We start from the raw sequence: 14,654 nt of genomic DNA, 5'->3' as shown, positions 1-14,654 counted from the left end.
CCCCGCGGCGTGGGTCGCATCAAGATAGGGGCTCCCGCGGCGCCGTAGCAAGATTCAACGGCTCAGCTTCATCCATGCTCAGGTCAAAACCCAAGCGTGCGAAATGGGGGCGTGCGTCTCGGAATGCGACGAGCGATTCAATGGTTGTATGGCAACCAGTAACCGTCAAAATCCAGGGGTTTTCCAGCATTAGCTGGCCGCTTGGCGGAGAGCCTCAATATGAGACGCCTTTCTAGCCGATTGCGGCACGCCTTGTGCCTTAGAAAGAAATTGAAACTCCGGCGCCGTTGGCGATCCGAAGTTTTTCAACTTGCTGGCCCGCGGGGGCCTTGGACGCAATTTTCGCGGCGCGATTGACTTGCCCCTGATCGCGTCGCTCCGTCGGTGAGTCGCCGACACTTCCAAGGTCCCCGCTTTTTTCAACGCGGCGCATTACGAGCGGCGCGCCCTCCGGCTCTTACTGACGGGCCGACGCAAGCCGGCCAGCAGCACCGCCGCCGTGGTCAGCACAAAGCCGGTCGGTTCGGGGATCGATAGCGAGACGCTCGACGCGTTGTAACTGTCGCGCCAGATTGTGAAGTCGGCCGCGTCGACCACGCCGTTGCCGTTGCCGTCGGCTTCGGCGAGTGTTGTCGATCCGAAGCTGGTCAGCCAGACTTGGCGGTCGTTGAGGTCAACGTCGCCGTCGAAGTCGTAATCGCCATCGGCGAAGTTCAGCACGCTCACCGAGTTGACCACAACGAGCTCATCGAGGTTGACGTTGGGCTGCTCGAAGTCGATCACGGGCAGGTTGTCGAAGGGGGCGCCGGCGTTGACCCGGGGCAACGCCGCGATCGAGTCGACAACGTCCATGCCATCACCGAGCACGCGCCCGAACGCGGTGAAGCCGCCGTTCTGGAAATCAAGGTTTGCGCTGTTGTCGTCGAGGTTGAAGAACCACTCGCTCGTAGCGCTGTTGGGGTCGCCGCCGACTTTGGCCATCGCGATCGTGCCGCGCAGGTTCGAGATGCCCGGTTCGTTCATCACGGCGGGGTCGGAGGCGACGTCAGACACACCGCCCTGATCGGAGAAGGAAAAGCCTCCTCCCTGGATGACAAAACCCGGAACGCTGCGGTGGATGAACGACCCGTCCCAGTCGCCGTCGTCGGCGTAGTTGATGAAGTTTTGGGTCGTCTGCGGCGTGGCGCCTTGGTACAGCCGCACGTCGATGTCGCCCAGCACCGTGTCGAATCGCACGATCACCGCGCTGGCGTCGGAAGCGAGAGTGAGAAGGGAAGCGAGCGCCGCCAAGGCTGTCAGTCTTGCGTTGAAATTCATCGCGCCTGATTCTGTGGTGTCGATATCTTTGATGTCGATTGCCGGCGGCCGCCGCTCGGTTATCGCTAGCCAAGTGTTGGGTGCGTTCGGATGTCGCGTTGCGGACGCCGCACGCCCGTGGAAGCACACTGCCAGCTCGAGGTGGTTCGCCCCGTAGCGGGGTATCATTCCAGGCTATTACAAGCAGACGAGCACAGAGTCTGTTGGCTGCCCGTGCCGTGGGCGAATACGCCAACCGATTGCGGGTCGGCGCGGTTGCGACGATTGGGGCCGCCTGGCCATGGCCGGCGCGCCGATCGCAAATCGCCACTGCTCCTAAGTAAAAGATACCGGAAGAATTTCAGGCCGTCACGCAACGGTCACGATTTCGAGCTGCGCTGAAGCGACCCAAAGACCCACATCGCCGGACGCATCGACCCGCAACTCGTTCGACGCCTCTAGCTGCTCCGTGATATCAGCCCGGCTGGCGTCGAGCGCGAGCGCCCCGCCATTCAGCGCGACAGTTGCGCCGGCGGGCGCCGGCTCGTCGAACACGAGCCAGACCCGGTCGCCACCCTCCAGGCCGGTCGGCCGGTGGAACCGCCGCTCGGCTACGCCCGACGCCGCGTCGTGGCGCCACGCCGCGCGCAACCGGATCACGTGCGACGCTTCGCTCATGCGGGCGGGTTCCTTCACTCCGGAACAAAGGTCTGCACGACCTTCACAGCGCGGATTTGCCGGCTGTCGCGCTCGTACGCGCCGAGCGAGACCTGCACGCCCCGCAGCGCCGAGTCGTAAGGGGGCTGCGTCTCCCGCTCGCCCGGGTCGTCGGCGCTGAATCGCTTGGCGCCGAGCACGGCGTTCACGTACACGCCGAAGTCCTCCAGCCCGTTCGTCCCCTCATCGATCAACGGGATGGCGTTGGTGAGATCCGTCAGCAGGCCGAATACCTCTGGGGGGCCCGGCTCGAAGCCATCACGGTCTTCGTTCACCCCGTTGTTCTCGTAGTGCAGCGACCAAGTGTCGTAGACCGAGTAGCCCGGAGCGAGCCGCATCGGCAGCGTGGCCGATTCGACAACGTAGTTCGGCAGGCGGATCTCACCGCTGTTGAAAAACCGCGGCCGCGGCACGCCCGGCGCGACTGGCACGGGGGCGACTTCCTGAGGCTGCCCCCCTTGGGTGGGCAGCGGGAGCGCTACGAACTGACTGTTCGCGCCGTTGTGGTGATCGGTGAACGACTCGTCACTATCGCTGTCATCGGGGTCAAAAAACGTCGATCCGTAGCCGAGGTCGACATACTCGCCGCTCCGCTCGTAAGCCCAAGGCCGGTCCGCTGAGCCGGGGGCCGAGCCGCTCGGCGTTGCGGCCGAATTCAGGACGCTATCGCCCACCAGGCCCGTGTCGGTCAGGTCGTCCAGGTACGCCTTGGCCCACAACGGGGCGTCGGGGCCGATCACCGCGTCGGCCGAAAACGGCGACGAGTTGCTGTAGCCGCTCCCGTAAACGGCGTAGACCGGAGCGCCTGGGTCGTACGCCTTCAAGTCGAACTGCGTCGCCTCGGTGAGCATCACGTCCTCGCCGCGACGCTTGCCGGAGAGCGGCGCCAGGCCACGGACCACCCGCACCACGAAGCCGTCCTCGTCGACAATCGCCCGGGCGGTCGCCGGGGCGCCCGTGGTGTTGCGCAGGTACACGAACGGCCGGACCGTGCGGTTGCGATCGCTGTTGGTGGGGTGCGTGTAATAGTATTGATACTGGCTCTGAGTGAACCGATCGTCCGCGTCGTTGGCGGAGTAATTGTCGGGCTCGTAGCCGACGACCTGCCGTGGGAGCGTCAAGTCGGCGATGCCGAGCGAGCGGGGAGCGGTCAGCGACACGAACCCAGGGTCGTTCGTCGAGAGGCCAAATTCGGGGTCGGCGAGAAACGTGACCGCCTGCGAGGCGTCGTACTGGCCCGCCGATGTCACGGCGAAGGGGAACGCCCTCTCGCCCCCGACGAGCCCTCCCGCAAACACGTAGCCGTGGTGCTCGTAGCGGTTCTCGCGCTTGGTCAGGTCGCCCAGCGTGTTGGTGACAATCTTCCAGCGGCCCGCGCCGCCGTCGAGCAGCGGGTCCCACTCGATCCGGACCGAAAGGTCGAATCGGTCCTGGAACGCAATCAACGAGGCGATCGCCAGATCGGCCCGGTTCTTGGGGATGCTGCCACGCAGCACGCGCACAACTCCTTTGCCGGCCGATTCGCCCGCCACCTTCACGCCGTAGTCGAGCCACGGCGCGATAAGCAACGCCCGTCGATAGACCGTCCGATAGCCCGGCTCGCCGAAGTAGTACGTCGGCGCCGTGTCGAGTTCCGGGGGGTTCTCGACCGCAAACCACACCACCTCGGCCAAGGTCGACTCGATCGTCTGCGACCCCCATCCCGGGAACGGGACAGCCTCTAACCCGGTGATGGGGTCATACGATTCGAAAGTCGGCGCGGCGCCGACAAACGGGGTCGTCTCGTTCCGCACCGTGAGCATCAGCACGTCGTCGGCGTCGCCGAGGCCGCGGCCGTCGGTCTTGTTCGCCTTTCTCCACGCCTCGTCGCGAAAATTCGAGCCGATAGCGCCAACCGGTCCTTCGTCGGGCCGCTCGGTATCGCCGGTCGCGTAGTCGGTCTCCTCGAAGCGTCGCAGGCTGCCCGGCAGCGACGAGACCGTCATGTCGATCCCCGGCGTGTCGCCGCCGGCCGCCGCCATGCCGTCTGGCGCGCCGTCGCCCGTGCCGTCGAACAGCCACACGCTCGGGTAGGCGTCGTTCTGCGGGCCCTCAATGATCTCGAGGTAACCGTGGTTCGACTCGGGCCGCTGCCACGGGACCGCCGGGCAGGTCGCGCCCGCCAGGTCGGCCTGCAGCACCTCGCGGACGTGGCGGAGCTGCGTGCTCAGCTCGATCGTCGCCTGGCGGCGCGAAACGCTCGCCGAGACATTCGTAAACACGGTCGCCACGGCCGCCATCATCAGCAGCGTGATCGCCATCGCGACCAGCATCTCGACGAGTGACAAGCCACGGGGGGCCGGCGCACGGCTGGGCGCGGTGCGTAGGCGCAGATCGGCGTGAGAAGCCGACCGGCAGTCGGCCTCGGAGTAGCGATGCACGAGAGGGTGTTCCTGCGAAACGCGTCGAGCGTGTGGGGCTTGCCTTCCCGGTGCGACCCGCGGTCGACCGGCGATCAGCCGGGACGAGGTCTTAAGCTCGACTAGGTACCTTAAGAATCCATTGCACCACGCCGTAAAGCGTTCGTCAAGAAAGAGTTCGGTCGCTAAGACCCCCTGACGCCAAGCCCCAATGACCAATACGGCGGGACGCCAGTCCGTATTGGTCATTGTGGCTTGGTCATTGGTCATTCAGCGACATTTAGACCCTCAGCTCCCCCTGGAGCGCCCGATGGACCGTTTCGGCGATAATTCGGGTCGCCGCGGCGTTGGGGTGCAGGCCGTCGGGGAAATCGTCGGTCCGGTCGGCCAGCGGCGTGCAGAGGTCGATCAGCGGCAGCCCCAAATCGCTCGCCACCCGCGCGACGGTCGGACGCACCACGTGGGCGAGCGCCTCGCCGTCGATCTCGGCGACCGTCGGCAGCACGGGCGAGGACGTTCCCAAGAGCACCGTGGCGCCATCGTGAGGATCGGCGCCCGGCATCGCCAGGAACTCCTCGGCCAGCGACCGCAGCCCGTCGGCCGTGTCGGTGCGGGCGGCGGCGTGGGCGAACTGGGCGTCGTTCGTGCCGAGCATGATCACCGTGATGTGCGGCTCGAACCGCACCGCGGCGGTGTAGCTGGGCGTTTTGATGTAAGGTTCGGCGCTGTCGCGCGACGCCGTGGCGCCGCAGTAGCCGAAGTTGCGCACGTGGTAGCCGTCGCCCAGCAGCGTTTGCAGCAGCGCGGGGTAGCACTCCTCACGGCGACGCTCCAGGCCGAGGCCGAACGTGAGGCTCGCACCCACGCAGGCGACGCGCAGAGGCTGTACGGTTTGCGGCGGCGCTTCTTCGGCGGGGCTCATCCCCAGAGGGTCGGCTGCCCGGGGCGACGCGTCAAGCACGCGCCGCGCCCCTTCGGGTCTTCGCAGGGGAAACGCCGTGCTGTCCCCGGCCGCCAAACGCCCCTAGAATCGTAAACAGCCCGCTCCCTCCACCGACACGCATCGATCGCTTGAACGATTTCCTCACCAGCCTCTGGACCATCCTGCTCGAACTAGCCCCCTGGTTGCTGTTGGGAGCGGCCGTGGCGGGACTCCTGCACCGGTTGTTGCCCGCCGGGCTGCTGGGGCGCCAGCTCAGCGGCCGCGGCGGCGTGCTCAAGGCGGTCGCCTTCGGCGTGCCGCTGCCGCTCTGCTCGTGCGGCGTGATCCCGGTCGGCCTGGGACTCAAACGCCAAGGCGCCAGCGACGGCGCCGCGGTCGGGTTCCTGATCAGCACCCCTCAGACCGGCGTCGACTCGATCTTGGTGAGCGCGTCGATGCTCGGCTGGCCCTTCGCGTTGTTCAAGGTGGCCGCCGCCGCGATCACCGGCGTGCTGGGGGGCTGGATCGCCGACAGCGCCGCGAACGACCCGCTAGCGCCGACGGCGGAACAAGACGACGGCCACAGCCACGCCCAGCCGCGCACCTGGCGCGGCGCCTTCGACGTGGCGGTCGACCTCGTGCGATCGATCTGGCGTTGGCTCGTGATTGGCGTGCTCGCCTCGGCGGCGATCACCGCCTTGCTGCCCGACGGCGCGCTGGCCGGCATGGCCGACTTTGGCGGACCGATCGTCGGCCCACTGGCGGCGATGGCCGCCGCGCTCGTCGTCTCGCTGCCGCTCTACGTCTGCGCTACGGCCAGCGTGCCGATCGCCGCCGCGCTGGTGGCGGGCGGCCTGCCGACGGGCGCGGCGCTCGTCTTCCTGATGGCCGGCCCGGCGACCAACGTCGCCACGATCGGCGCGATCTACCGCACGCTCGGCGCCCGTTCACTTGGCGTTTACCTCACGACGATCGTCGCCGGCAGCGTGCTCGCCGGTCTGGGCTACGAGCTGCTGATCGGCCCGCTCGTGAGCGACCTCGCCGCGCTCCACACGCACGACCACGGCGCCCCGTGGTGGGCCGTGGCGAGCAGCGTGCTGCTACTCGCGATGATCGCGTGGTTCGCCATCGAAGACCTCAGCCGACTCCTGAGGAGCAAGCAAGCGCCCGCCGCCAGTGGCGCCGCAGCGACCCAAACGCTGGTGGTCGAGGGGATGACGTGCCAGAACTGCGTCCGCCACGCCGAGCGCGCCTTGAGCGACGACCCCGAGGTCGGCGCCGCCCACGTGACGCTCGACCCGCCGCGCGCGGTCGTCACCGGCGCCATCACCGCCGAGCGAGCCGGCGAGCTGCTCGCCGCCGCCGGTTACCGGGCGACCCCCGAGTGACGAATCGGCTCAGGCGCCCCCTTGATCTCCGCGGGGCGACGCTACAATGCGCCATGACCCCGGGCCGTGGCGCCGCGGGGGCCCCTCTCTCTTTGAAACGCGTTCCATGACGACCGCTTTCGCGGCTTTGGCTGGCGGCTTGGTCTTGTTGGTCGGCGGCGGCGAGCTGCTCGTTCGCGGCGCGTCGCGGCTGGCGCTGGCGGCGCGGCTCTCGCCGTTGTTGGTCGGGTTGACGGTCGTCGCCTACGGCACCAGCGCGCCGGAGCTCGTGGTCTCGGTCGCCGCGTCGCTCAAGGGCCAAGCCGACCTGTCGCTCGGCAACGTCGTAGGGAGCAACATCCTCAACGTGCTCTTGATCCTCGGCCTCTCGGCGCTCGTCTGCCCGCTGGCCGTCAAGGAGCAGATCGTCCGCAGAGACGCGCCGATCATGATCGTCGTGTCGATCTTGGTGCTCGCCATGGCGTGGGACGGGCGGCTGTCGCGGCTCGAAGGCGGGCTGCTCCTCCTCGGGCTCGTCGTCTACACGCTCTCGGCGTTCCGTTCGGGTCGTGTGGAGTCTGATGCGAGTGACCACGCACAACCAGCGGGCCTAAGCACGCTTGCATCACACGGCTTCCTGCTCATCGTCGGCCTTGCGCTGCTGGTCGGCGGGTGCGAGCTGTTCGTCCGCGGGGCGGTCGCTTTGGCCGGCGTGTGGGGCGTTCCGCAGGTCGTCATCGGGCTGACGATCGTCGCCGCGGGCACCTCGCTGCCCGAGTTGGCGACGTCGGTCATCGCCGCCGTGCGCGGCGAGCGCGACATCGCCGTGGGCAACGTGGTCGGCAGCAACCTCTTCAACCTGCTCGGCGTGCAGGGCGCCGCTTGCGTGGTCTCACGCGACGGGGTCAACGTGCCCGCGGGGGTCCTGCGGGGCGACCTGCCGATCATGGTCGCCGCGGCCGTGGTCTGCCTGCCGATCTTCTTCACCGGCCGGGTTATCGCCCGCTGGGAGGGCGCCCTGATGGCGGCGCTCTACGCCGCCTACACCACGCACTTGGTGCTCGCCGCCACCCACGAGCAGATCGGCCGCGGCTTCGCGGCGGTCATGTTGGCTTACGTGCTGCCAATGGTCGTGCTCGGTCTGGCGGTCTCGCTGTGGCGCGCCCCACGCTCAGAGCGAGCCTAAGCGGTCGCTGCGCGAGCACGGCGGCAAGAAACGCGCGCCAGGGAGCCTAGACAAACGCCCTAGGGCAAGCCGTCTCACAGAACGCGCATTCTGAAAACGCCGCAGCCTTGTCACGCTTTTTGCGGCGCCTACGATGCCGACGGCGGGTTGAAACACGTGTCTCCCCGCCCCCCGCCTTCCCGCAAGCCCACCGATTGTGATGTCCCACCGCACAACAGATCGCGCTCCCCGTCGCCCGCAAGGTTTCACGCTCGTCGAATTGCTCGTGGTGATCGCCATTATCGGCGTGCTGGTAGCGCTGCTCTTGCCGGCGGTGCAGGCCGCCCGCGAGTCGGCCCGGCGGGCCGAGTGCACGAACAACCTCAAGCAGATGGGCCTCGCGGTTCAGACGCACCACGACACCTACGGCTACTTCCCCGAGGGACGCAACGCGCTCGGCCCGATGGGCGTGGCGTGGTCGTACCGCCTGCTGCCCTACATGGAGCTGCAGAACATCTACGACGCCTACGACGACAACTACCGCGTCGACGCCGAGGAGAACGCCGTGGCGATGCGCACGCCGATCGGGGTCTACACCTGCCCGAGCCGCCGGCCCGCCTCGGCCGACCGGAACTTCGACAACGACGACGCCGAGCCATTGGTCGAGGGCGTCGCCGTGGCGGGCGACTACGCCGCCAACGCCGGCTTCGAGGAGGACACCAACATGGAGGACTCCGAGTTCTTCGAGGGCAAGCTCGACCACACCCAGGTCGGGCCGATCTTCAGCGGCTCGCGGATCAAAGGGCGTCAGGTCACCGACGGCCTTTCGAAGACCCTGGCGATCGGCGAGCGGCACATTCCGCCGCTCGACGCCGACGACGGACGGCTGGGCCATTTCAAGCAAGGCGACACCTGCTTCCTGGCGGCCGACAACATCATGGCGATCCTCCGCGGCACCGAGGACGGCCTGGCCGTCACGCCGTGGGACGACGACAACGACATGTTCGGCAGCCTCCACCCGGGCGTGGCTCAGTTTGTCTTCCTCGACGGCCACACCCAAACGCTCTCGACCAACAACTCCGCCCGAGCGATCGGCCTGAACCCGAACGGCGCCGAAGACATCGGCGACGGCGGCGTTTTCCCGGAGGAGTGGTCCTGGCTCGGCGCCATGAGCACGATCGCCGGCGGCGAGGTCGTGCAGGACTGATGCGCGGCGAGATGGGCGGCGTCACGGGGCCGCTCGGCCGAGTGGCCAATAATTCTCAGAATCGTTCCGCGCCGTTGCCGCTGAAAACTTTTGCGAGCGATCGGCGGCGAGAACACGCCTCGAAAACGCACGCTCAGCGGCCGATCGGGCGAGGAACTCCGCGAAAGCGAACCGCCGGCCCGTTGCGACACACCCCTGCGGCGCCCAATTATCTTTGTAACGCCTCTTCTACCTAATTTCGACAATCGTTCTTGGCCGCGCGCGCAGCAGCGATTCTTGGCCACCGAGCATTTTGTCGTAAGCCGCCGCCACGATTCGCTTTAGCACCGTGCGGCGGGGTCGTTTTAAGCGGCCGATTGGGGCGGGAGAATTCGGGCCCGCCGATTTGGCCACCCCACCGTGGTCACCCCCGCCCGCCGGGCTATCGTAAGGGGGCGTTGGCCGCAGCGTGCGGCTGAGCGTCCTTCTCCGTTCGCGCCCCACACCCCCTCGCCGTGTCGAAGCCGCCTAGCCAACACGTCCGTCGGCTCGTCGTCGTGCTCGGCGACCAGCTCAACGCCGACTCGGCCGCGCTGGACGATCTCTCGCCCGAGCGCGACGTCGTTTGGATGGCCGAGGTCGCCGCCGAGTCGACCCACGCGTGGAGCCACAAGGCGCGGATCGCCATCTTCCTCAGCGCGATGCGGCACTTCCGCGACGCCCTCGAGTCGGCGGGCATGCGGGTCGATTACCGCCGGCTCGACGATCCCGACAACCGCGGCTCGCTCGACGAGGAGCTCGCCGGGGCGATCGAGCGGCTCGCGCCCGAGCGGGTCGTGGTCGTTCAGCCGGGCGAGTGGCGCGTCGAGCAGATGCTCCGCCGGGTGGTCGACGAATCGGCGGCGAGACTTTCAGTGCTCGAGGATCGGCATTTCCTGTCGACGCCCGCGGAGTTTGCCCGCCACGCCGAGGGGCGCAAGCAACTCCGTATGGAGTACTTCTACCGCGAGATGCGCCGCAAGCACGGCGTGCTGATGGCCGCCGGCGGGTCGGACGATGGCGTCGAAGACAGATCCGACGACCGGCCCGAGGGGGGCGCGTGGAACTACGACCAAGAGAACCGCAAGAAGCTGCCCAAAGCGGGGCTCACCGACCTGCCGGCGCCGCCGAGTTTCGCGCCCGACAAGTTGACCCGCGAGGTGCTCGAGCTCGTCGAGGAGCGGTTCGCCGACCACCCGGGCGAGCTCGACACCTTCGACTGGCCGGTCACGCCCGCCGACGCCCGCCGGGCGCTCGATGATTTTATCGAGCACCGGCTGCCGCTGTTCGGCGACTACCAAGACGCCATGCAGTCGGGCGAGCCGTTTCTCTACCACGCGCTCGTCTCGGCCGCGATGAACCTCAAGCTGCTCGACCCCCGCACCGCGATCCGGGCGGCCGAGCGGGCGTACCGCGACGGCGCCGCGCCGCTCAACGCCGTCGAGGGGTTCATCCGTCAGATCTTGGGCTGGCGCGAGTACGTGCGCGGCGTCTACTGGCTCCACATGCCGGGGTACCTCGACCGCAACGAGCTCGGCGCCACCGGCGAACTGCCCCGGTTCTACTGGACCGCCGAGACCGAGATGAATTGCCTCCGCGAGGCGATCGGCCAGACCTTGCAGCACGGCTACGCCCACCACATCCAGCGGCTGATGGTGACGGGTCTCTACTGCCTGCTGCGGGGCGTCGACCCGAAGCGGGTCCACGAGTGGTACCTGGCCGTCTACGTCGACGCCGTCGAGTGGGTCGAGCTGCCGAACACGCTCGGCATGTCGCAGTACGCCGACGGCGGCGTGATGGCGAGCAAGCCGTACATCGCCTCGGGCGCTTACGTGAACCGGATGAGCGACTACTGCCGCGGCTGCCGCTACCGCCCCGACCAAGCGACCGGCGACGACGCCTGCCCGCTCACCACGCTCTACTGGGACTTCCTCGACCGCCACCGCAAGCAGCTCGCCGGCGTGCCGCGGATGCGGATGCAACTGAAGAACCTCGAACGCAAATCGGAGGACGAGCTCGAAGAGATCCGCGCGCTCGCCGAGCGCCGGCGGCGCGAGTAGTCGCCCTCGGGTGCGCCTCTCACGCTTCGGCGTTTGCGGCCCGAACGCAATGCCCACGCGGCGGCGTTGGGCATGCAACTTAGTACGGAGTTTCCCAAGATGCGTATGTCTCGAAGCGGGTAGCCCAGGTTTTTCAAACCTGGGTCGCCGCAGGCGACAAGAAACGCTCGTGCAAGCGCCCGTGTAACGGACGATGCAACCTGCGGGCAACGCCCGCAGTGGCGTCAACATCGCAGTGCCACCTGCCGCCCCGCGCGAGAGCGCTTAGGGACGAATGGACAGGATCACGGGATCATGAAAGGATCGACGTGATCTGAACGGGACTGGCCCTGTCGATTCTGTCGGGCGCCGTGCGCTCGCTTCGGCGGGACATGCATGGCGGGCTTATCAAATGCCGTGCATTGCTTGGCGGCTACATCGCTGTCGTCTGACAGGATTTCTAGTCCGAAACTGGATGTCAGGCGCTGCGGAACTTTCGGCTTTGAAGCATTGTCTTCGATCGGTTCCGCAATGCGCGATTGTGTCCGTGTTGAGATATCCATTCGAGATGGTTGCGGCGTAGGTCGTGGCGGTCCAAGACTAATAGCTGCATCACCTGGTCGTTTAAATCACAGACGCTACTAAAGACCTCATCCGTCAGCCCTTCCGCGTGCATGCGTAGCCGGATTATTGCCCTGTCGACCGCCCTCCGGACGCATTGGTGTTCTTGGAGATTGGGGCGTTCGAGCAATCGCGTCATCTGTTGATCGGTGAGAAGATCGCCGAGCACTAATTCCATCGCGCGGTTATGGCGGAGGTCGCATCCGTCAGAACCGACGTCGGTTAGTTCGAGGAGGCTGTTGAGCACCGAGTCCGAAACAGCTGTAAGCCCCTTGATGTATTGGAGGAACGCAGCGCATCGGTAATGTTCCTTGTTCTTGTCGTCTGATGCCTCGAACTCAGATAGTTGTGCGGCGAGGCCGGATTCGGTGATGACACCGACACGCAGCCATTCGTGGGTGTAGCCGAAATGAGCCAGTCTTGCGTCGAGAGTCTTCAACATGATGTTCTCAGCAAGAAACAAACCGTAGGACCGATCAATAGATGTCTCGCCGCCAGACGAATAGAATCAGCAGCGGGTGTTGGCGGGCGTGGCGCCAATCGACCACACTGTAGGTAGCGGTGTTCATTTACTCAAGGCGGGATCGTACGATGAATAATGCTCAGAGGCTGATCGCGGTCGTCACCTTGCTGACGGCCGGCGTGTTTCTTCACTTCTTCTTCTGCGAATGGAAGATCAACAGCGGGTTAACTTTGGACTCAAGCGTCAATGGGTATGGAAAGCGCACGATCGTGAGTCTCGGCTCCAACACCGGCGTCGTGTTCCGCCCCCATCGACCCAGTCCAGAGCCGGTTGACGCGATCTGCGGCGTAGCGGTCCCGCTCATGCTGACCGGCGGCGCCTTATTCCTGGCGGCCGGCGGCCGCAGGGCGGGGCGGCTCGAGAGCAGCCAGTCGGCTTAGGAGGATCAATCGCCGCCAAGCGTAGCCCTCAGCGTTTAGCAAGATGGCGCCGATCTGGTCTTTCGCCGGGGGCTGCGCTTCGCTGCGACCCCGGCCACCCGGACGCGATCACCGCGAGCGCCCAACAGGCCTGCAAGACCGGCAATTAGCTCAGCCCCGGGCGACGCCCTGGGATCGCTAAATCGTGTCGTCCGGCGACTGCCGGCACGCCTCGCCGCGCTCGATTTGGATCGTCGTGTGATCGATCCCGAACCGCTCGTGCAGCCCCCGGCGGGCGTGCTCGAGCAGCGGGTCGTCGTTCTCTACCTGGGGCTTCACCAGGTGGACGGTGAGCGCCGCCTCGCGGGTGCTCATCGCCCACACGTGCAGGTCGTGGACCGCGGTGACGCCGTCGAGTTCGTTTAAGAACCGCCGCACTTCGTCGATGTCGATCCCTTCCGGGGCGCCCTGGATCGCCAGGTTGGCCGACTCCTTGAGCAGGCCCCACGTGCTCCAGAAGATCACCGCCGCGATCACCAGGCTGGTGGTCGGGTCGATCCAGTGCCAGCCCGTGGCGTAGATCCCCAGCCCGGCCAGCACCACGCCGACCGACACCGCCGCGTCGGCCGCCATGTGGAGGAACGCGCCGCGCAGGTTCAGGTCGTGCTTCCTGCCGGCGACGAACAGCAGCGCGGTGATGGTGTTGATCACCACGCCGACGGCCGCCACGACGACGATCGTCGTCCCGCCCAAGGCCGCCGGCTCGCTGAACCGCCGGACCGCCTCCCAGCAGATCGCCCCGATGGCGGCCAGCAGCAACAGCGCGTTGAGCAGGGCGGCGAGCACCGACGCCCCCCGCCAGCCGTAGGTCCGGCGGCTGCTGGGGGGGATCTTCGCCAGCGCGTGGCCCCCCCACGCCAAGAGCAGCCCGAACACGTCGCTGAGGTTGTGCCCCGCGTCCGACAACAGCGCGAGCGAGCCGCTCGCCAGCCCGTAGCCCGCCTCGACCAGCACGTAGGCCACGTTGAGCGCCACGCCGATGGCGAACGCGCGGCCGTAGTCGTCGCCGCCGTGGTCGTGGGAGTGGGCCATGGGGTTGGCGTGTGTTGCGTGTGGAGCGGGTAGGTCAGGCTGTGTCTGATGAAGCTTCCGCGTCATGGCGATCTCGGCCCGCGAAGTATGTTTCACGGCGAGACGAGCCCGAGCCGGCAGGAATCGGCGTCAGACGCAGCCTAACCTACGAACTTACGGGAATGAGGCAACCGCGGCGGTTTGGCCCATTCGCTCCGGCGCCGCGTCGGCATAAGCAGCGTCCCGGCCACCTCGACAGACGGCAAAGCTTGCGGGCAACCGGAATTACGGCAACAATGGGGGCGCCTGCTTAATGGGTTAGGCAGAATTGCTTCTGTATAATTATTGTTATTCCACTTTTCTAAGGCAAATGTGACACGAGTTTCCGAACATTTTCGACTACACCGAACGCAGCCGACACTCGATTTCGTTGATGTTCACACCTCTCAAGACATTCGCGTATTCGTTGACCCACGAGCTTTGCGATTACTCAAGACTGATTGGGGACTTGAGTGCGTCGGATTGGTTCAAGACTTCTTCTCTACAGTTCTTGATGCGATACGAAACGACGATCACACCACTGCTCGAGCGCTCCTACGCACGCTTAGAGAGCCAAACGAAACACATTTGGGGCTGTCCGTTGGTGAGTCTCGCGGGCGAGCGTTGGGCAACGAGTCAGCTGCCGATGTTTGGCAGGCGTTGAGCGGTAGTGAAGCAGCGCAATCTGGGCTTCTCGAGGATCTTGAAGATACAGTGCTGCTCGTGGATGGAATTTCCAGCGACATCATCTCCGATATAACAACCAATATTATTCGGCAACCTCTTAGAGGTTGTCCAATAACTGCTATATGAGTGATTCGCCGCAGTCACTACCCTCCGCGGTATGAGCAGGAAGCCCTACCCAACCGACTTGACGGATCACCAGTGGCGACGGATGAAGCCCTGGGTTC

General features: G+C 66.2%; 11 protein-coding genes. 5 read left to right on the top strand and 6 right to left on the bottom strand.

Annotation, left to right across the window (positions count from 1 at the left end; genetic code table 11):
- Window positions 1–432 precede the first annotated feature (432 nt).
- The 4 genes from Mal64_RS19180 to Mal64_RS19165 all read right to left on the bottom strand — a co-directional run bounded on the left by Mal64_RS19180 (window position 433) and on the right by Mal64_RS19165 (window position 5,334).
- Window positions 433–1,317 carry a peptidylprolyl isomerase gene (locus Mal64_RS19180; RefSeq protein WP_197525900.1) on the bottom strand — a complete coding sequence of 295 codons (885 nt, stop codon included), beginning with the start codon at window positions 1,315–1,317 and terminating at the stop codon, window positions 433–435.
- A 348-nt stretch (window positions 1,318–1,665) separates the two neighbouring features.
- Window positions 1,666–1,974: a hypothetical protein gene (locus Mal64_RS19175; RefSeq protein ID WP_146403416.1), complete on the bottom strand. Its 309-nt coding sequence runs from the start codon at window positions 1,972–1,974 to the stop codon at window positions 1,666–1,668.
- Window positions 1,975–1,988: 14 nt separating this feature from the next.
- A complete protein-coding gene (locus Mal64_RS19170) occupies window positions 1,989–4,433 on the bottom strand; it encodes a PulJ/GspJ family protein (RefSeq protein WP_197525899.1) in 2,445 nt (814 codons plus the stop codon).
- 259 nt (window positions 4,434–4,692) lie between these two features.
- Complete coding sequence (locus Mal64_RS19165; protein ID WP_146403412.1) at window positions 4,693–5,334, bottom strand: GDSL-type esterase/lipase family protein; 642 nt, start codon at window positions 5,332–5,334, stop codon at window positions 4,693–4,695.
- Between the two features lie 149 nt (window positions 5,335–5,483).
- Here Mal64_RS19165 and Mal64_RS19160 point away from each other — a divergent pair, with 149 nt between their 5' ends.
- The 4 genes from Mal64_RS19160 (at window position 5,484) to Mal64_RS19145 (ending at window position 11,151) form a co-directional block, all read left to right on the top strand.
- Window positions 5,484–6,722 carry a permease gene (locus Mal64_RS19160; RefSeq protein ID WP_146403409.1) on the top strand — a complete coding sequence of 413 codons (1,239 nt, stop codon included), beginning with the start codon at window positions 5,484–5,486 and terminating at the stop codon, window positions 6,720–6,722.
- Window positions 6,723–6,828: 106 nt separating this feature from the next.
- Window positions 6,829–7,887: a calcium/sodium antiporter gene (locus tag Mal64_RS19155; protein ID WP_146403407.1), complete on the top strand. Its 1,059-nt coding sequence runs from the start codon at window positions 6,829–6,831 to the stop codon at window positions 7,885–7,887.
- A gap of 199 nt (window positions 7,888–8,086) precedes the next feature.
- Window positions 8,087–9,073 (top strand): DUF1559 domain-containing protein, encoded by a 987-nt coding sequence (locus Mal64_RS19150; RefSeq protein WP_146403404.1) that lies wholly within the window; start codon window positions 8,087–8,089, stop codon window positions 9,071–9,073.
- Between the two features lie 494 nt (window positions 9,074–9,567).
- The gene (locus Mal64_RS19145; protein ID WP_146403402.1) at window positions 9,568–11,151 is read left to right on the top strand and encodes a cryptochrome/photolyase family protein; all 1,584 of its coding nucleotides are present in this window, start codon (window positions 9,568–9,570) and stop codon (window positions 11,149–11,151) included.
- A gap of 457 nt (window positions 11,152–11,608) precedes the next feature.
- Here the strand turns inward: Mal64_RS19145 and Mal64_RS19140 are convergent, their stop codons facing one another.
- Window positions 11,609–12,190, bottom strand: coding sequence for a hypothetical protein (locus Mal64_RS19140; RefSeq protein WP_146403400.1), 582 nt, complete (start codon window positions 12,188–12,190; stop codon window positions 11,609–11,611).
- Window positions 12,191–12,342: 152 nt separating this feature from the next.
- On the opposite strand from Mal64_RS19140, the gene Mal64_RS19135 reads away from it, so the two are divergent.
- A complete protein-coding gene (locus tag Mal64_RS19135) occupies window positions 12,343–12,654 on the top strand; it encodes a hypothetical protein (RefSeq protein WP_146403398.1) in 312 nt (103 codons plus the stop codon).
- Window positions 12,655–12,831: 177 nt separating this feature from the next.
- On the opposite strand, the gene Mal64_RS19130 is transcribed toward Mal64_RS19135, so the two are convergent.
- Complete coding sequence (locus Mal64_RS19130; protein ID WP_146403395.1) at window positions 12,832–13,725, bottom strand: cation diffusion facilitator family transporter; 894 nt, start codon at window positions 13,723–13,725, stop codon at window positions 12,832–12,834.
- Window positions 13,726–14,654 lie beyond the last annotated feature (929 nt).

The sequence above is a fragment of the Pseudobythopirellula maris genome (assembly GCF_007859945.1).
GTDB classification, from domain to species: Bacteria; Planctomycetota; Planctomycetia; order Pirellulales; family Lacipirellulaceae; genus Pseudobythopirellula; species Pseudobythopirellula maris.
The sequence above is the reverse complement of the archived record's forward strand: the minus strand, read 5'-3'. Positions and strand labels throughout refer to the sequence as shown.

What these genes read in the sequence shown, in the direction of transcription:
- Mal64_RS19155 (WP_146403407.1), top strand. Translation starts at nt 6,829, where the DNA reads ATGACGACCGCTTTCGCGGCTTTGGCTGGCGGCTTGGTCTTGTTGGTC.
- Mal64_RS19135 (WP_146403398.1), top strand. Translation starts at nt 12,343, where the DNA reads ATGAATAATGCTCAGAGGCTGATCGCGGTCGTCACCTTGCTGACGGCC.
- Mal64_RS19175 (WP_146403416.1), bottom strand. Translation starts at nt 1,974, where the DNA reads ATGAGCGAAGCGTCGCACGTGATCCGGTTGCGCGCGGCGTGGCGCCAC.
- Mal64_RS19165 (WP_146403412.1), bottom strand. Translation starts at nt 5,334, where the DNA reads ATGAGCCCCGCCGAAGAAGCGCCGCCGCAAACCGTACAGCCTCTGCGC.
- Mal64_RS19180 (WP_197525900.1), bottom strand. Translation starts at nt 1,317, where the DNA reads ATGAATTTCAACGCAAGACTGACAGCCTTGGCGGCGCTCGCTTCCCTT.
- Mal64_RS19130 (WP_146403395.1), bottom strand. Translation starts at nt 13,725, where the DNA reads ATGGCCCACTCCCACGACCACGGCGGCGACGACTACGGCCGCGCGTTC.
- Mal64_RS19150 (WP_146403404.1), top strand. Translation starts at nt 8,087, where the DNA reads ATGTCCCACCGCACAACAGATCGCGCTCCCCGTCGCCCGCAAGGTTTC.